This is a genomic window from Dinghuibacter sp. (assembly GCF_035492835.1).
Lineage (GTDB): Bacteria > Bacteroidota > Bacteroidia > Chitinophagales > Chitinophagaceae > Dinghuibacter.
This window is the reverse complement of record NZ_DATJIY010000212.1, coordinates 1-17,736: the sequence shown is the minus strand read 5'-3', so window position 1 is coordinate 17,736 and position 17,736 is coordinate 1. Positions and strand designations below refer to the sequence as shown.

The window sequence follows — 17,736 nt, the reverse complement described above, 5'->3', positions numbered from 1 at the left end:
AAATATTGGATGATTCTCATAGGGCTGGCCGCCGCCTCCTGCACGAAGACGGAAGTGATTTCGCCTTCGCTCGGGACGATCCACCAGACCCTGGTCAGCAACCTGGAGAGCAACTATGCCTTCAGCCTGTTCGATTATGCGCTGAAAAAAACCGGTCTGAACCAGGTGATAGCCGGGCAAACGGCCTACACCCTGCTGGTGCCCGATAACGACGCCTTTGGCAGGGACAGCATCTTCAGCACGGCCGACCTGGACAAATTGGACACGGGCTACCTGCGTCGGTGGATCGGCTATCACATCGTCCCCGGGAATATTACGGTAGCCTCCGTTTCCCAGACGGTCAACAATCCCTACCTGAGCGTGACCGGGCAGACGTTGTACTTTTCCCGGCCCATCCCGGGTCCCGCCCAGCGCCAGACCGCGGGGATCGACGAGATCCTGCACATCAACGGCGACACCGTGAATACGCCGGATATATCGGTCAGCAACGGGACGATCCAGGTGCTGAACCGCCCGCTCCGGCTGCCGGTGGCTTCGGTACAGGCCTACCTGGCGGCCAACGCGCAATACAGCGTCTTTGTCACCGCGCTCAAGAACTTCGGCCTGTGGGACCAGCTTTCCGGGCCGGGACCCGTCACCGTTTTCGCGCCCGATAACAACTCCTTCGCCTATTACCACATCACCCCTGACAGCGTGGCCCGGATGGATACGAATACCTATTACGTCAACCTGTTCAGCGTCTACGTGTCCACCCCCAGCCGAATATTCATCACCGATTTTCCCGATATCGGCGTGGGCAACTTCCAAAGCTACTATACCATCAACAACGTGTACAGCTGGAGCCTGTACTCCAACAACGGGACGGGTGGGCTCGTTGATCCCGGCAATTTTTATATCCCCGGTATCGGTTCTCCCGAACCCACGACCTGGACAGACGAAAACGCCATTACCCTCAACGGCGTCGTCCAGGGCATAGATGGGTTGCTTTGGGTACCAGGACAGCAGATCAAATAATTAAAATAATCTTATGCGCAATACGCTATACAGCCTTACCCTTTTACTCGTCCTGGCGCTGCTGGGTTCCTGCACCAAAAGCCTGGATGCGCCCCTGCCCGTAGCGGTCAAGGGGATCAGGGATACCGCCGCCAATATCCGGAATACCTTACGGAACGGTTCATTTTCCCTCTTCTACCAGGCGGTTGTCCGGGCGAACCTGGATAGCTCGTATTCGTTCTACACGGTGTTCGCGCCCAGCGACTCCGCGATGACGGCGGCTGGACTGACGAGCTCGGTGATCAATTCGCTTTCCCTCGATTCCCTGTACAAGCTCATCGGGTATCACATTTACCCGGGCTTGTATCCGGACTCGGTCCTGAAAAATGACACGCTGACGGTGCAGCTGAACAGCCTGGTGGTAACCACGGGACAAGCCATCGATTACTTTGGTCAGCTCGCGGCCGCGACCATGAATTTGCACCTGTATGTATCGCAAAGGGACGTTTTGTACGTCAACGGCCTACCCGCCAATAAGGGGGAGGCACCCCTGGAAGCCAGCAACGGTTGGGTGTACCCGGTGAACAAGGTGCTCGAGCCGCCCACCCGGTCGGTATGGAGCATCCTCACGTCCAGACCGGAGCTGAGCATGTACATCGAGGCCAGCTGGCTTATAGACAGCATGAACACCGCCTTTAATTTTCCTGAAGACCCGGACAGTGTGCTATTTGAAACCCTTCCATTTATCCCGATCCAAAACTATGGCGAGCCCACCACCACGTCATTGGTGACCTTGCTGGCGCCGACCAATGACGCTTTCGCCAGGGCGGGATTCAACACGGCCGATGATCTGCGACAGTATATAAACGGCTCCATTCCCACTACCAGGTACGTCTCCTTGCCGGCCTACCCTTACCAGGCAACCCTCTACAATTATAATGCGATGGACAGCGTACTCAAGCTCCATTATTTGAACAACCCCGGCCAAAGCATAGCATTCTACCAGGATTTGCTGTACTCACCGGCGCGCAACGACGGATGGATGAACACTAATCCCTTTTATCGGCAGGCCTACCGGTCACTAACGCAGGCCTATCCGAACACGGTACCGGTGTACAGCCAGTTCTCGAACAACGGCGGTACGCTTTCGGTGCAATGGAACCCGACGGTTCCCGCGGTCTCGCTGCCTTTTTCCCCCGCCGGTGTCTTTATGGGGGCTAACGGCGTGGTATACGAGGTCGATCAATTGTTTTATCCACATAATTAAGATTCATGCGAAAAGTACTATGTCTTTTGTTGATTGGCGCGGCCTTTTGGGGCGGTAGCAGCTCCTGCACCAAGAAGCTGGTCAATGACCCGGTAGCGGACAGCATTTACCTGGGGAGCATTCCGTTCGTCATGAACAACAATGCCACCTTCAGCGACTTCTACGCCGCCCTGCAGCAGACCGGTTGGGTGGACACGCTGTACGATACGGGGCCTTACACGGTGTTGTTGCCGAATAACGATGCTTATGCGGGGTACTATGGAAATTTCACGCAACAAGCCGGGGGACTGGCCGACTACGAGGCCGCAGAGGTCAGGGATGGGCTCACCTTGTCGGCATCGGTCGGGTATGACTTGCTGAAGGGCCGGATTTCCCTCCGGAGCCTGCCCCTGGGCATGAACCAGGAAGTGCTGTCCGTTACCGGACGCACGCATTATATAACCCGTTATCTCGATGCGGCCGGCGACACCCTGTCCGCGGTGGACGGACAACCGGTGATCAGCGTCGACAACCCCGCGACGAACGGGCTTATACAGGTGGTCGCCGGCGCGGTGCCCTACCCGAACCCGTACCCGACGGTGCTCCAGCAGATACAGAACGACACCAACCTTACCTTTTTCGCGGCCGCGCTGCAACGGGCCCACCTGGATACCCTGTTAAAAGGAGCGGGACCTTTCACGGTGCTGGCGCCCGTCAACGGCTCCTTTACCAATGCTTATTTCTCGGGGGGATACAACCTGGGTGTCAATATGAGCTGCCTGGACAGTGTCCTGGCGGCGGACCCGGTCAAGCTCACCAATTTACTGAAGTACTATATTCTCCCCGGCCGGTTTTTCCTCCATGATTTTATCCGGCAGCTGGCGAACCCGACGGATACGCTCCCACTGACCATGCTGGACGGGAACGTCGTGAAATTCACCATGAGCTATTACCCCTACGGGTCGCTGCCCTTTCTGTCGCAGGAGATGGGGACGGGGACCTTGCAGCCGACCTTTGCCGGGAATGGCAACCTGCTCAATGGAATATATCTGGCCGGCATCGACGACGAATACTTCTTCACGACCAATTCCTATAATAAGGATGGGGCCGATCTGACCGCTCAGAATGGAATAGTTCATACGATCGAAGGCGCCCTGATCCAATAAAAACATGAAAATGAAACGAATTCTCATCATAGGCTTAAGCATTTTGTCGGTCTCGTGCAAAAAGACGGGCACCGTGCTCAACACCACCAATACACAGACGATTTTGCAATACATCGCGCAGGCGCCCCAGCTCACGATCCTGAATGCGGCCATAGCGCGCTGCAACCTGGACACGGTCTTTGCCAGCGGGGGGCCGTTCACGTTCTTTTGCCCCACGGATTCGGCTTTTGCAGCCGTCGGGCTGACCATGGACAAGATCAAGGCATACGACCCCCAGGCGCTTAGCCTGCTGCTGCAATACAACATGCTGACCGGGAAGTTCAGCAGCCAGGACCTGGTCGGGTTTCTGACCGAGCAGGTCACGTCCGTGGACACCGCGTACAAACCCTTTATCGTCAAAAATTATTACGGCCTCTTCATCAATGGCATCCAGGTGACCTCGCAAGTGGAACTGGGGGACGGCGTGGTGCTGAACATCGGGAGCGTCAATTTTGCGCCCACCCAGACGGTATTGCAAATCCTCGACAGCCTTCCGGAATTGAGTTTCTATGCCGCGGTGGCCAACCAGGTACCCCAGTTCCAGACCATCTTCGGCAATCAGCCCAACAATTACTACCATTTTGGGACGCGGCCCGGTGTTACCGTTTTCGCGCCGACGAACGACGCGTTCATGGCGTATATCTATCCTACGCTCTCTTCCGTGACGCAGGTCGATCCCGGTACCCTCTATATGGATTTCGAGGCTCCGGTCCTTAACGGATTTGACTTTACGGCCGATTTCCTGGGCGGGTTCGAGACCACGGGCAACAGCTATTACTCGCAGGCGGAATTCGTGCAGTTCGAGAATCTTGCCGTTGGCAAGGATGGGCTTACGATCCTTGAAAACTACCCCTCCAGCGTTTCAGGCGGTCCGTCCCTGGTCCCCCCGCACATCATCCGGTCAAACATCCTTGCCACGAACGGCGTGATCCAGGAAATAGACCAGGTCATTCATCCCTAAACAACAGACATTATGCATATCCGTTATTATATCGCCGTTCTTGCCGTTTTCCTCGGGCTCTGTTCCACCGCCTCCGCCCAGGAAACGAGCGGGGCTTTGCAGGGCCGGGTCGTCTTTAACGACAAAGAAGCCCTGGCGGGCGCGACGGTGGTGGTCATTCACCAGCCTTCGGGCACCCGGTACACGACCACGACCAACCGGACGGGGAATTATTACATTCCCGGTCTCCGCATCGGCGGTCCCTACCAGATGCAGGTAAGCTATACCGGTATGGAGACTCAGGTCCGGGATTCGATCCAGGTGACCCTGGGGGACGCCGTGAGCGTCAACGTGAGCATGACGGAAAAAAAGGTCCAGTTATCCGAGGTTGTTGTGCTGGCGGGCAAAAGGGCCCCGGTGGCCAACATCTACGGGGCCGGGCAAAACATCAGCCGGGAGCAGGTCAGGGACATGCCCACGGTTTCCCGGAGCATCACCGACATCACGCGGATGGTCCCCCAGTCGTCGAAGGACAATTCTTTCGAGGGGACCAATTTCCGCTACAACAACGTCACCATCGACGGGGCCATCAACAACGACGCCATTGGGTTCACCCCTTCGCTGGGGGGACAGACCGGGACCTCCAACATGCCCGGCAGCAGCACCCGGACCACGCCCATTTCCCTGGACGCCATCGAGGACATGCAGGTCTATGTGGCGCCATTCGACGTTACTCTGGGCAACTTCACCGGCGGTAGCGTCAATGCGGTCACCCGGAGCGGAACCAACCGGGTCAGCGGCTCCATCTACGCCTATGGCGGGAACGCGCTGACCACCGGCCCGGACAACGCCAACGACGGGGCGAAGATGCCGTCCGACTATCACACCTACCAGGTCGGGGCCCGGATCGGGTTTCCCGTGGTGAAAGACAAAATATTCTTCTTTACCAACGAAGAGATCACCCGCCGCGTGGACCCCATCCAACAGGAAGCAGGGACCCAGGCGTCGTCGGGTATCCTCACCCTCCCGCAAGCCGACAGTATCCGGAACTACATGGTAAAAAATTATGGACTAAAAGAAGACCCTGGTACCTATGGACAGTACAATATTTACTCCAACTCCAACAAATTCTTCAACCGCCTGGACTGGAACCTGGACAGCCATAGCCAGCTGGTCATCCGCAACAACACCATTTCCTCCCAGGCCCTCAACCTGGAAAGGGACCAGGAGGATTTCCGCTTCGGGAGCATTGCCTACCAGGTCGTCAACACACAAACCTCTACCGTGGCGGAGCTGAAGACACGTTTTGCCCGGCGTTGGTTCAACGACGCCATCGCCGGGTATACCGCCATCCACGACCAGCGCAATCCTACGTCCGACCCCGCTTTTCCCCAGGTGGAAATCGTGGGGAATACGCCGGGTACGACCATCTTCCTGGGTACGGATAGGGAGGCCAGCATCTTCAACATGAAGCAAAAGACCATGGAGCTGACCGACAACCTGAGCTGGAACCTGGGCAAGCACCACCTCCTTTTGGGGACCCACAACGAGCTTTACAACATCGACTACGGTTTTGTGAACTCCTGGAACGGGCGTGTTTCCTACCCCAGCATACACGACTTCCTGACGGACAACCCTACCCGGGTACGCGGGAGCTACAACTATATCGATAATACCCGTCCCTATATCCTGGCGCACCCCGGGGCGGTGTTCAAAATCAATTTTTTCAGCGCCTATCTCCAGGACGAGATGCAGCTCACGGACAAGTTCAAGGTGACGGTGGGTTTCCGGGGCGATTATTCCGACGTGCCGCAAAAGCAGATCCTGAGCGAAAAGACGAGGTCGGGTTTTACCGATCCTTATTACGGGACCACCTATACCTATACGTCCATGAACCGGATCACCGGCAACTACCTGGGCAGGATACAGGTGTCCCCAAGGTTGGGTTTCAACTACGACATAAATGGGGATAAAAGCGTGGTGGTCCGCGGGGGCACGGGCATCTTTACCGGCCGTATTCCGTTCGCCTGGCTGGGCTATGCCTTTTACAACAACGGGGACACGTATGGCGCCTATGACCAGAACGTCATCAACGGTACGTCCCAGTTCGCCAAAGGCACCGATCCGCTGAAGTTCGATCCGCAACAGGGGATCGCGCCTTTTGCCGCCGCCAACGGACAGCTCGTAACCAATCCCCAGGCGGGTAAAAGCCAGGCGGACCTGGTCGACAACCGCTTCGTCATGCCGCAGGAGTGGCGCACGAGCCTCGCCCTCGATGTCACGGATAAGTTCGGGATCAAATATTCCTTCGAAGGCATCTACACGCAGGTCATCAAAGACGTGAAATTCCAGCAAATCAACATCCAGGACAATCCTTCTTACTACGTATACGACACGGCGGCCCGCCTGAAGAAGCAGCCCATTTTCCCCTCGGGCGGCGTCAACCCTTACTACGCCAATGCCTACGAGATGTCCAATACGGCGCTCGGCTACCGGTACAGCCTGACCGCCAAGGTGAGCAAGAAGTTCAGCGGCGGGCTGGACGTGATGGTGGCGTACACCTACGGACACTCGGAGGATATTTCGAACGGGGTGCGTAACTCGATGGAATCGAACTTCCAGCTCAACCAGGCCCTGAATCCAAACAACCCGCAGCTGGCCAACTCCAATTTCGACATCCGGCACCGGATCGTGTCCGACATCACCTACCGGCTGCATTGGGGCGGCAACATGGTCAGCACGTTTTCCGTTTTCTTCAGCGCCCAATCCGGCAATCCCTATTCTTACGGTTTCCTGAACTATACCATCCAGAATACGCCCCAGCAGCTGAGCCTGGCGTATATCCCCAACAAGGGCGAGGCCGTCAACTTCTTCCAGAACACGACGGACGCGAACGGCAACCCCGTTTCCGCCCAGCAGCAGGCGGACGCCTTTAACGCCTTTATCGACGGCAACAAGTACCTGAGCAGCCGCCGGGGGACCTATACCGAAAGGAACGGGGCGCGAACGCCCTGGAACAACACGGCGGACTTCCACTTCGCCCAGGACATCGGGCTGGGGGTCAAGCACCGGCAGATCATAACCCTTACGCTGGACATCATCAACGTCACGAACCTGCTGGACAAGAAGTGGGGCTGGGTTTATTTCTCCCCCAACACCTATAACTCCACCGCGAGCATAGGCTTGCAGCCCTATATCCCGACGCAGACGTCGCAGGGGTACCCGATCTACCAGTTTCAAAACCCGGGCAAGCCCTATTCCGTGGACTACTTCGATTCCCGCTACCAGATGCAGCTGGGAGTACGGTATTCGTTTTAAACTTACCATTTAACCTGATGACCATGCGCTTTCGTCTTATCCTTCTGATCTGCCTGGCGGCCTTTCAAGGAATATCCCTGGCCTCCCATGCCCAAATAGATACCGTCTGGGGGACCACTTCCAACGGCGGCCCTGGCGGCGCTTCCGGCGGCAGTATTTTCTATACCTTTCCGGAGGGGGGGCCTATCCAATCAGTCCACGTTTTCAATTATTTTAACGAGGGTTCGGGTGCGGGCAGCCTGACCGTGTACAATGGTATCCTGTATGGTGTCCTTGTGGGCGGCGGCCCCACCGGTAACGGCGGCCTGTTTTCTTACAACCAGACCACGGGGGTATTCACCCTGTTGTACAGCTTCGACTTCTTCACGGGCGGCGCCAATCCTTCCGGGAAGCTGGCCGTCGATTCCACGACAGGTATCCTGTACGGGACCGCCTCGCAGGGAGGAGCCAACAGCGTGGGAACGATCTTCTCCTACAATACAAAGACCCATACGTTCGCCGATGTCTACGACATGGCCGCCCAGACCGGGCAGTCTCCCCTGGGCTCGCTGACCTGGTATAAGGGCAAGCTCTACGGGATGGCCGCCGGGGGCGCCAACGTCAACGGCGTCATCTTTTCGTTCGATCCGGCGACCAACACCTATACGGACCTCTATGATGCGTCCGATCTTGATCCGGGGTACAACGGCAACGACGGCTCCCTGGTCGTATACAATAACCTGCTTTACGGGGTTGGCCAGTATGCGGGTGTTAACGGCGTGGGATTGATTTTCTCCTTCGATCCGGCGACCAATACCTATCAGGACCGGTTCGATTTCGACGACTTCCATGGGGATTACCCGGTGGGGATCACCCTTTTTAAGGGCGCTTTGTACGGTGTCACATCCGGTGGCGGCCTGGTCGACCAGGTTGGCGAGCTGTTTTCTTTCGACCCCGTCGCGGACCAGGTCACGCCCCTGTATTTATTCTCCAACGAAGGCACCGGCGGCTATTACCCCCAGAGCAACATCATGGGCACCGGGAATTCCCTGGTGGGAACGACGGACTATGGGGGGACCTATTATTCCGGTGGTACCCTATTCAACTATGACCTTTCGACGGGTACCTATACGGATGTGGAATCGTTCAATCCCAATGTCGTCGGGGGCAGCCCCTACCTTTCCACATTGCTCGCGACACACGTCATCGGGACCACCCCTCAGACCATGACCTTTGGCGACCTGTCCAAAAACTACGGCGATGCGCCCTTCGACGGGGGCGCGGTGGCCAGCTCCGGCCTGCCGGTCATCTATACCAGCGACAATCCCCAGGTAGCGGTCCGGTCCGGCAACCTGATCAAGATCATAGGCGCGGGGACCGCCAACATCACGGCCATCCAAAGCGGGGACCCTACCTATGACTCGGTTTCGGCGACACGGGCGCTGACGGTGGCGCCGGTCCCGCTGGTGATCAAGGCCGGTGACACGACCAAGAACCAGGACCAGCCCAACCCGGTATTCAGGGCGGTCTATACCGGCTTTGTGAACGGGGACAGCGCGGGCAGCCTGACCGATACGCCCACCCTTGTCACGACCGCGGATACCAATTCCCTCCAGGGTACCTATCCCATTACCGCCAGCGGCGCCGCCGATCCCAATTATACCATTACCTACGCACCGGGCGTGCTCACCGTGATCGGTCTGCTCCAGCACATCTCCATGCCGGATTCTGTCGTGACCTACGGCCAGCAGGATACCGCCCTGGCAACAGCGAGCTCCGGTCTGCCTGTCACCTACGCCAGCAGCAACCCCCAGGTGGCCACGATTACCACCGACCAAAAGATCCACATCACGGGGGCGGGGACCACGGTGCTCACCGTGAACCAGGCGGGGGATGCCGACTGGGCGGGCACCCAGTCGAGCTTTGCCTTCACGGTGAATCAGGCCATCCTGACTATTACCGTCAACAACGCCACCAGCGTTTATTTACAGCCCTATCCGCCCTTCACCGTGACCTATTCCGGTTTTGTCTACGGTGAGGATACCTCGCTGGTGACGACCAAACCCGTGCTGACGACCACCGCCGCGCCCGGCGCTTATCCCGGTGTCTATATCATCAATGGGGGAGGGGCGGTCCTGACGCCGGACAACTATACGCTGTCGTACGTCTCCGGTACCCTGAACATCACCCCGGTCGGAGGGGACAAGGAGAACAGCCTCCAAACCTTTTTCAGCAGCCCCACGAGCCTCCAGGTGAATGTCTATGCCATGGCCGCGCAAAACGGGGTCATCCAGCTTTTCGACGTCACCGGCAGGCCCCTGCTCAACAACGCAGTCTCTTTGAACCAGGGCTTTAATCAGTTCACCCTCCCGGTGACCGACCTGCCCGCCGGCGTATACATCGTCCGCGTAGTGGGTGACAACATGAAGCTCAGCACCAAGATCAGTAAACAGTAAATAATATGAACAAATCTCATTTTATAAAATCCAGTATCGCGCTCGCCTGTCTGTTGTCTGTCCTGACTTCAGCCAGCGCGCAAGTCGTCACCGCCGCCGCTTCCTCCCTGCGGATCGACCCCGATACCCGGAGCGGCGGCATGGGAAATCTCGGACTGGCCACGAGCCCGGACGCGCAGTCCGGTTTGTTCAACCTTGCCAAAACGCCCTTTACGGAGGCGCGGTCCGGTCTCGGGCTCAATTACACGCCCTGGCTGACGAACCTGGCCAGCGGGATGTATTTCGCGGAGGCGGCGGGGTATCATCGCTTCGACACGCTCCAGGCGTTGTCCGCCGCCGTCCGGTTCTTTAACCTGGGGGATGTGGAGGTGACCGATTATTCGGGCACGCATCTCCAAACCGCGCATCCGCGGGAGTACTCGGCCGAGCTGGGTTATTCCAGGAAGCTGTCCGAACGGCTCGGTATCGGCGTGACGTTCCGTTACCTCAATTCCAGTCTCGTCAGCGGGAATGTAAACGGCACCGACTACCATACCGGGACGGCGGTGTGCGCGGACTTGTCGCTGTACTACCAGGGACTCAACGCAGACGGGCAAGGCTTGTCCGCCGGGTTTGCGTTGTCCAACCTGGGCACCAAGGTCGGCTACAGCGAGGGAGAAAAGGATTTCCTCCCCGCGCATATGGGGTTGGGTCTGGCTTACACCTTTGTTTTGGATGAGGACAACCGGATACAGGCGGGGGTGGACGCGGGTAAGCTGCTGGTGCCCGCCGTACCTGCGGATTCGGCCGCCCTGGTGCGTTACCACGCCTATGGCATCCCGCAGAGCTGGGTGCACGGATTTGACAACAGCGCCTACAATTTTTCAATCGGTGCCGAATATGCGTTCCAGCGCCTCTTCTTTGTCCGGGCGGGTTATTATAAGGAAACGGCGGATGCGGGCGGGCAACACTACCTGACGGCCGGTCTCGGGCTGCATTACAAAAGCGCCGGCCTGGATTTCTCCTACATCGCTCCCCAGGGAAGCGGCGCCACCCAAAGTCCTATGTCCAATTCGGTCAAATTCGGGGTGTCGTTCGATTTTTAGGCCACGGCGCGCCGCGCCCGGAGTCGTTTGCGCAGTTCGCCACCCAAGGCGCCCGCCACCAGCAGCAGCATCGCCCAGGTGCTGAAGGACGCTATCTTTTCCCCCAGGTAGAAAGCCGCCGGCCGGAAGGCGAACCGGATCGTGTGCTGTCCCGGGGGGATGGACAACCCGCGGAGCGCATAGTCCACTTTTTGGATGGGCGCCTCCACGCTATCGATATACGCCTTCCAGCCGCGGGAGTAATAGACCTCGCTAAACACCGCGAATTCGGGATTCTTCGTGACGGAGGTATATAGAATATCGTCGTTGTCGTTGGTTATGAGCCGGATGCTATCCCCCGGGGCGTACCGGGGCGCCACCGGCGGCATTGCCTCCACCAGCGCGCTGTCGAAGGGGTTGAAGTGGTCCAGGTCGTGCATGGCTTCGGTTGGTCCGGAGACGCGGTGCAAACGGGGGACGAACCAGACCGGGCCGATGGCGCCGGGGTTCCGGACCACGATGGGGTCGCGGGCCGGCGCGGGGGCCTCGGGGAAACTAACCGCGGAGGCCGGCTGGGGCATGATCAGGTACCGGGTGTTGAACATATCCAGCACGCCCTGGTTGAGCGGCTGGCGGTTGAGCTGGTACGTGATGAGGTCCTCGATCAGGGCGAGCCGCGCGGGGTGGTAGCCCCCGAGTGAATTATGGTAATAGGAGGTTTCGGACTCCTGGAAGGCGTTATCGAGACCCTCGCTCAGGTTCAATACCCGGTAATATCCCGTATCCCGGCTTATCTGCTCGTCGGCCGCCGTGGGGCTTATGCTCATCGCGGACTGTTCCTTTTCCAGGTAGCTGTTGTAATTGAGGTAGCGGGTGTCCACCGTCATCAGGTCCGCGAACACCAGCACCGTCAGACCGGCCATGGCAAATACCGGCCGGAAACGGCGGCGGATATACCAGCCCAGGAGCCCTGCCGCGCCCGCGATAAACAACGCCGACCGGAGCAAGTCGCTCCCGAACAGGTCCTGCCGGTCTTCGGAGGCCGCTGTCAGGAATGATTTACCGATCACCGGGTCCACCTTGTTGATTTGCGTCAGGTACTGGTCGCGTTGAAGGTCCTGCCCGGATTGGTAATCCAGCGTCAGGTACAGGGCCACCCCCGCCAGCAGCAGCGCGCCCGTCACCACGAGGGCGCTGTTGAAACGGCGCTGGAGCACGTGCTCCGCGGGCGATGCGGGCGACGCGGCGCCGGCCGCGGCGCCGAAAAACAGCCTTTGCAACCCCAAACAGGCCAGCAGCGGCGCGGTCAATTGCGGAATAACCAGGATCATCGACGGTACCCGGAAGCGGTTGTAGAAAGGCAGGTATCTAAAGAGGAAGTCGTTGAAGAAGGCGAAATGTCTTCCCCAAGCCATGAGGATAGCCAGTACCGTAAGTCCGACCAGCCAGGCCCTGTGCGGTGTCCGGGCGTAAAAGCTGCCGAACAGGAAAAGGAAACAGATGATGGCGCCCAGGTAAACCGGTCCCGTGGTGCTCGGCTGGTCGCCCCAGTAGGCATTGAAGGCGGTAAAGAACTGGTCGGATTCCCAGTCGGGCAGGTGCTGGCGTTCCAGGGCCCGGGCGAGCCGGGAGTCCTTGCCCAGGGACTCGCTGGCGCCCCCGTAAACGTTGGGGACCAGCAGACTGAGCGTCTCCGCGCGGCCATAGCTCCATTGGAAGGCGTAGTCGGGCGACAGCCCTTCCCGGCTCGAGGGGTTGCCGTCCAGGCGTAATCCCGTACCCCGGGCGGACTCCTGCGCATAGTCGTAGGTCGTGAAGAGGGTAGTGGCGTTGGTCAGCGCGCCCAGCAGCCCGGCCGCGCCCGCCAGCAGCAGGCACAGCGCCATGGCTTTGAAGCGCCCTCCGCGTATCCAGCGGACGATATAGACCAGGGTCACCGCCACGGCGATGATCAGGAAGTAATACGTGATCTGGGGATGGTTCCGGCTGACCAGGAGGCTGCTGAAAAGCGCCACCAACAGGGTCCCCCAGCGATACCGGCCGTCATACAGCAGGATCAGGGCGCCCAGGAGGAAGGGTACGTAGCCCATGGCCTGGATTTCGGTCTCGTGACCCGCCGCCACGAGGATGGGGCTAAAGCTGGCGTACCCATAGGCCAGGGCGCCGAGGATGCCGATCCCGGGATTTATCCGAAGTACCTGGGTCAGGAAATAGAACGACACGCACAGCAAAAAGAAGAACGCCACCGGGGCGGGGAGAAAAAGGGTGCATACATTGTGCAGCCAGCCGAGCGACAGCCGGTTGCCCGATTCCAGGGCGGTCTGGAAGGCGGGCATGCCGCCGAACATGCTGTTGTTCCAAAGCGGGAAGTGGCCGTGGGCGGCCTTGTATTGCTGCATCTGGCGGACGGAGCCCATCCAACCGGCGACGTCGTCCTGGTTGAGCACCTTGCCGGAAAACAAGGGCTGGCAATACACCACCGCGATCAGTATAAAAAGGGTAACGGCAACGACGTGGGGAATCACTTTCTTCCAATCAAATTCGAGCTGTTGCATACCTGTTGACTGGTTTCTGAACAAAAACAGTGCCTGTGCCATTCGCGCGCAAGATATATTACAAAAGCATATTTGTTGTGGTTTTGTTATGGAAGGGCGAACGCCACGTAGGCGTCCCCCGATGCCGTGTTGAGCTTCCCGCCGCCGCAGGCGATCACCAGGTACTCCTTACCGTCGACCGCGTACACGGTCGGCGTCGCAAAACCGCAGGCCGGGAGCGCGGTCTCCCATAGCAACCGCCCGTCCCGTTTGTTATACGCCCGCAACCGTGCGTCCCGCGTGGCCGCGATAAATACCAGTCCCCCCGCGGTCACCACCGATCCCCCATAGTTCTCGGTCCCCGTATGTCCCAGCGGGGTATCCCCGAGCGTATCCCGCCAGACGATCCGGCCCCGGTTCAGGTCGATCGCCGTGAGCGTGCCCCACGGCGGCGTTATGGCGGGGTAACCGTCCCGGCTTAGGAATTTGTTGTAACCCGTCGAGGTGAAGGGCATGGCGTCGTAGCCATCGACCTGTTGTTTCCCTCCGGAAAACGGCCGGTTTTGTAGCTTCCGGTCCTCCAGGATGACCGAAGCCAGGGCCTGGCGCTGGCCGCTGTCCAGATCGGCGAAGGCCGGCATCATCCGCCTTCCCGTCTCCAACAGGCGCGTGAACCGCGCGTAGGTATAGTCCCGCGGTGCGCGGAGCAGCGAAGGGTAGTTACCTCCCCCCTGGCGTTCGGGTCCGTGACAGCTCATGCAGCGGGCAACGTAGAGCGCTTTCCCCGCTTCCCCATTTGTCTTTTGCGGTTCCGGTGTCACGTCTACCATTGTGAGCACCCAGGGCATCTCGCAGGCATTTACGTAAAGGTATCCCGTGGCGGGGTCGTAGGACGGACCGCCCCATTCGCCGCCGCCGTCAAAACCGGGGAAGATCACGGTGCCCTCCCGGGAGGGCGGTACAAAGAGCCCTTTGCGATAACCCGCGTAGCGGCGCGCCAGCGAGTCCGCGTCCGGGGCGCCCGATCTCAGGATGCCCGAGGCCACCGCGTTTTTTTCCTGGCCACCGGCGTCCGACCGGGCGAAGGCCGGCAGGAACGTGGGGAAGGGCTGTGTGGGCCACGGTTTTTCCCCCGCCAGCTCCGAAACGGTATCGACGGCGACTTCGCGCACGGGGTACAAGGGCTGGCCGGTGGCCCGGTCCAGCAGGAAGACGAATCCGCTCTTCGTGATTTGGGCCACTGCCGCCACCGGTTCGTTATCCTTACGAATGTCGACCAGCACCGGCGCGGTGGGCAGGTCGCGATCCCACAGGTCGTGGTGGACCGTTTGGAAGTGCCAGATCCTTTTGCCCGTTGCCGCGTCCAGGGCCAGCACGCAGTTGGCATAGCGGTCGTCCCCCTTGCGCTTACCCCCGTAAAAGTCGTAGCTCGCCGAACCGATCGGCGCATAAACGATGCCGTTAGCCTCGTCGAGGCTGAAGCCCGCCCAGGCGTTGGCGCCCCCGGCGTGCCGCCACGCCGCGGTGTCCGCCCAGGCGTCGTATCCCGGTTCGCCCGGCCACGGGATCGTGTGGAATATCCAGCGCCGCTGCCCCGTATGGACGTCATACGCGCGGATGGAACCGGGCGCCGCCGGGGTCGTCTCGTCTACGCGGCAACCGATGATGAGCAGGTCTTTATAAATGATACCCGGCGTCGTCGACGCCACGTACTCTTTGTCGACCGGTCGGTCGAGACCGGTGCGGAGGTCAAGGATGCCGTTTTGTCCGAAATCCGGGATCAGCCGGCCGGTATGGGCGTCCACGCAAAAAAGGTGCGCCCCCGCCGAATAGAACACGCGCTCGTCCTTATACAACGCCACGCCCCGGCAAACACTCAGGGAAGACTCCCCGACCCCTTTGGGATCGAAGACCCAGCGCACACGCCCGGTGGCCGCGTCGAGGGCGAACAACCGGAGCCTGGGCGACACGCCATAAAAGACGCCCCCGGCTTCCAACCCGTTGACCTGTATCTGCGTACCCTTGTCGTCGTCCCCGGTGTGATAGGTCCAGGCTATCGCCAGGCGGCCGACATTGGCCGTATCGATCTGGGACAGCGGGGAATAGTGCCGGGCGTCCTTTCCGCCGCCGTATACGGGCCAATCCGTGGTTTGGGGGTGGCCGCAGGCGCACAGCAGTGCCAGGCACACCAAGTGGTGGGGTTTCATAAACGGAAGTTAATTGTTTTCTAAAAGCGGCGTCACGGTCGCCCCGATCCCCGGAAGGGCGGTAACTTGCCGCATGCGCTTCATCCTGCTTTGTTCACTGCTCACTCTTCCGTTCCTTGTCCGGGCACAGCAAGATTCCATCGTCGAGGTCAACGGGATCGTGCTGTCCAAGGACAGCCTCCGTCCCATGGCGGCGGTCAGTATCGTTATCCGCGGGACAAAAAGGGGAACCATCACCAACGAAAAGGGCGGTTTCGGGGTGGTCGCCCTGGTAGGCCAGGAGATCGACGTCACCAATGTAGGGTACCTGGCCCAACACTTCACCGTCGAATCCGGGGACAACAAGGCCCACGTGATCATACTCCAACAGGACACGGCCTACCTGGAGTCCTTGTCGATCACCAACCGCCCCAGCAAGGAGCAGTTCTCGCATGACTTCGTGACATCCGCGTTCAGGGACAAGGACCAGGAGACGGCCAAGAAAAATGTAAACCCCAAGGATTTAAAGATCATCGCCAAGGGCGTGCCCCTGGACGCCTCCGAAAAGGCCGACCGGACCCTGACCCAACAGGCCCACGCCCAGGCGGTGGGCAACCAGGTGCCGGACCTCGTAGGCGTAAACCTCCTCCAGTTCTTCGGGAACAAAAAGAAAAAGTCGCGCCCCCTCCCGCCCCTCCACGAGGACCTGGTCAACCACGCGCTACAGGATTCGCTGGCGCAGGGGCTCCACCGCGATACCACCCAATTCCACCGCGATACAACTCAGCTAAAAAAGGATACCCCGGGGCGCCCCCGGCCGGATTCGGCTTCCCATCTCTAACATCTGGAACAATAATTGCGGGCGGGTCTAATACATACTTATTTATTTATGAAAAGATTACGTCTGATGAAAGCCCTCTTTTTGTTCGCTCTCCTGGGCGGCGCCACCGCGGTGACTGCACAGCGGCACGGAGGGGGCGGTGAGAACCCGGTCCAAACGGGTACAGTGATCCTCAACCTCGGCGTAGGCACGGGGGCGGATTACGGGAATTATTATTACAACACGCCGTTCGGCACAAAGGCCGCGGTCGAAGTCGGCATCTGGCAGGCGGGACCGGGTGTGATCACCCTGGGCGGTGAGATCGGCGCCTCGTTCGGCGATGGCGGGTACCACAACTATGACGGCTACAAGGCGCATATGATCGGCGTGGCCGGCCGCGCCGCCTGGCACAATGGCTGGAATGTACCGGGGCTGGACACCTACGGAGGCGTTTCCGCCGGGTTGGCTTTCCGCCACTATCAGTACGACGATGGCGCGGGTGGTACCTACGACCATAACTCCGTGACGCCTTTCCCCGGCATTTTCGTGGGCGCCAGCTATTATGTCACGCCGAATTTCGGGTTCAATGCCGAAGCAGGGTATGACATCACCAACGTGCAAGTGGGGATCGTCTTCAAATTGATGTAGTTTTACGGCGTATGCCCTACGCCCGCGTTTTGCTGCTCGTCTTCCTGTTACCGCTCGCCCCGCGCGCCCAGGACAAGGTGGCGCTCACCGCCATGACCCTTTGGAAAGACTCCATGACGGTCGGTCGCCCGATCCACTGGAACTACGAGCAGGGCGTCGTGCTCGAGGGCATGCGGGCGCTCCGGGAACGCACCCGTGACAGCGCCTATGTCCACTACATCCGGCATACCATCGATCCATACATCGGAACGGATGGCAGCATCCGCAGCTATAAAGAGGAGGACTTCAGCCTGGACAACATCAAGACGGGCCGGAGCCTCCTCTTTCTTTGGCAGGCCACCGGCGAC

At 59.4% G+C, this 17,736-nt stretch carries 12 protein-coding genes; 10 read left to right on the top strand and 2 right to left on the bottom strand.

Features of this window, described 5'->3' with window-relative positions; genetic code table 11:
* The first annotated feature begins 9 nt into the window (after window positions 1-9).
* Genes VL547_RS19690 through porV form a run of 7 tightly spaced genes read left to right on the top strand, consistent with a single transcriptional unit; the run spans window position 10 to window position 11,222 of the window.
* On the top strand, window positions 10-1,014 hold the full coding sequence (locus tag VL547_RS19690; protein WP_325581132.1) for a fasciclin domain-containing protein: 1,005 nt from the start codon (window positions 10-12) through the stop codon (window positions 1,012-1,014).
* A gap of 13 nt (window positions 1,015-1,027) precedes the next feature.
* Complete coding sequence (locus VL547_RS19685) at window positions 1,028-2,260, top strand: fasciclin domain-containing protein (protein ID WP_325581130.1); 1,233 nt, start codon at window positions 1,028-1,030, stop codon at window positions 2,258-2,260.
* Window positions 2,261-2,265: 5 nt separating this feature from the next.
* Window positions 2,266-3,405: a fasciclin domain-containing protein gene (locus VL547_RS19680; protein WP_325581128.1), complete on the top strand. Its 1,140-nt coding sequence runs from the start codon at window positions 2,266-2,268 to the stop codon at window positions 3,403-3,405.
* A gap of 10 nt (window positions 3,406-3,415) precedes the next feature.
* Window positions 3,416-4,405, top strand: coding sequence for a fasciclin domain-containing protein (locus VL547_RS19675; protein ID WP_325581126.1), 990 nt, complete (start codon window positions 3,416-3,418; stop codon window positions 4,403-4,405).
* A 12-nt stretch (window positions 4,406-4,417) separates the two neighbouring features.
* Window positions 4,418-7,702 (top strand): TonB-dependent receptor, encoded by a 3,285-nt coding sequence (locus VL547_RS19670; RefSeq protein ID WP_325581124.1) that lies wholly within the window; start codon window positions 4,418-4,420, stop codon window positions 7,700-7,702.
* A 23-nt stretch (window positions 7,703-7,725) separates the two neighbouring features.
* Complete coding sequence (locus VL547_RS19665) at window positions 7,726-10,137, top strand: MBG domain-containing protein (protein WP_325581122.1); 2,412 nt, start codon at window positions 7,726-7,728, stop codon at window positions 10,135-10,137.
* Between the two features lie 5 nt (window positions 10,138-10,142).
* Window positions 10,143-11,222 carry a type IX secretion system outer membrane channel protein PorV gene (gene porV, locus VL547_RS19660; protein WP_325581120.1) on the top strand — a complete coding sequence of 360 codons (1,080 nt, stop codon included), beginning with the start codon at window positions 10,143-10,145 and terminating at the stop codon, window positions 11,220-11,222.
* Here the strand turns inward: porV and VL547_RS19655 are convergent.
* Together VL547_RS19655 and VL547_RS19650 are read right to left on the bottom strand one after the other, a co-directional pair.
* Window positions 11,219-13,756 carry a YfhO family protein gene (locus VL547_RS19655; protein WP_325581118.1) on the bottom strand — a complete coding sequence of 846 codons (2,538 nt, stop codon included), beginning with the start codon at window positions 13,754-13,756 and terminating at the stop codon, window positions 11,219-11,221. The two genes, porV and VL547_RS19655, sit on opposite strands and share 4 nt — an antisense overlap.
* Window positions 13,757-13,842: 86 nt before the next feature.
* Window positions 13,843-15,942 (bottom strand): PQQ-binding-like beta-propeller repeat protein, encoded by a 2,100-nt coding sequence (locus VL547_RS19650; RefSeq protein WP_325581116.1) that lies wholly within the window; start codon window positions 15,940-15,942, stop codon window positions 13,843-13,845.
* Window positions 15,943-16,015: 73 nt separating this feature from the next.
* Between VL547_RS19650 and VL547_RS19645 the strand changes: the two genes are divergently transcribed.
* The 3 genes from VL547_RS19645 to VL547_RS19635 all read left to right on the top strand — a co-directional run.
* A complete protein-coding gene (locus VL547_RS19645) occupies window positions 16,016-16,762 on the top strand; it encodes a carboxypeptidase-like regulatory domain-containing protein (RefSeq protein WP_325581112.1) in 747 nt (248 codons plus the stop codon).
* A gap of 48 nt (window positions 16,763-16,810) precedes the next feature.
* On the top strand, window positions 16,811-17,389 hold the full coding sequence (locus VL547_RS19640) for a hypothetical protein (protein WP_325581110.1): 579 nt from the start codon (window positions 16,811-16,813) through the stop codon (window positions 17,387-17,389).
* Between the two features lie 11 nt (window positions 17,390-17,400).
* Window positions 17,401-17,736 (top strand): glycoside hydrolase family 88 protein (locus tag VL547_RS19635; RefSeq protein ID WP_325581108.1); only part of this gene is annotated, 336 nt, incomplete at its 3' end.

What these genes read in the sequence shown, in the direction of transcription:
- VL547_RS19690 (WP_325581132.1), top strand. Translation starts at nt 10, where the DNA reads ATGATTCTCATAGGGCTGGCCGCCGCCTCCTGCACGAAGACGGAAGTG.
- VL547_RS19685 (WP_325581130.1), top strand. Translation starts at nt 1,028, where the DNA reads ATGCGCAATACGCTATACAGCCTTACCCTTTTACTCGTCCTGGCGCTG.
- VL547_RS19680 (WP_325581128.1), top strand. Translation starts at nt 2,266, where the DNA reads ATGCGAAAAGTACTATGTCTTTTGTTGATTGGCGCGGCCTTTTGGGGC.
- VL547_RS19675 (WP_325581126.1), top strand. Translation starts at nt 3,416, where the DNA reads ATGAAACGAATTCTCATCATAGGCTTAAGCATTTTGTCGGTCTCGTGC.
- VL547_RS19670 (WP_325581124.1), top strand. Translation starts at nt 4,418, where the DNA reads ATGCATATCCGTTATTATATCGCCGTTCTTGCCGTTTTCCTCGGGCTC.
- VL547_RS19665 (WP_325581122.1), top strand. Translation starts at nt 7,726, where the DNA reads ATGCGCTTTCGTCTTATCCTTCTGATCTGCCTGGCGGCCTTTCAAGGA.
- porV (WP_325581120.1), top strand. Translation starts at nt 10,143, where the DNA reads ATGAACAAATCTCATTTTATAAAATCCAGTATCGCGCTCGCCTGTCTG.
- VL547_RS19655 (WP_325581118.1), bottom strand. Translation starts at nt 13,756, where the DNA reads ATGCAACAGCTCGAATTTGATTGGAAGAAAGTGATTCCCCACGTCGTT.
- VL547_RS19650 (WP_325581116.1), bottom strand. Translation starts at nt 15,942, where the DNA reads ATGAAACCCCACCACTTGGTGTGCCTGGCACTGCTGTGCGCCTGCGGC.
- VL547_RS19645 (WP_325581112.1), top strand. Translation starts at nt 16,016, where the DNA reads ATGCGCTTCATCCTGCTTTGTTCACTGCTCACTCTTCCGTTCCTTGTC.
- VL547_RS19640 (WP_325581110.1), top strand. Translation starts at nt 16,811, where the DNA reads ATGAAAAGATTACGTCTGATGAAAGCCCTCTTTTTGTTCGCTCTCCTG.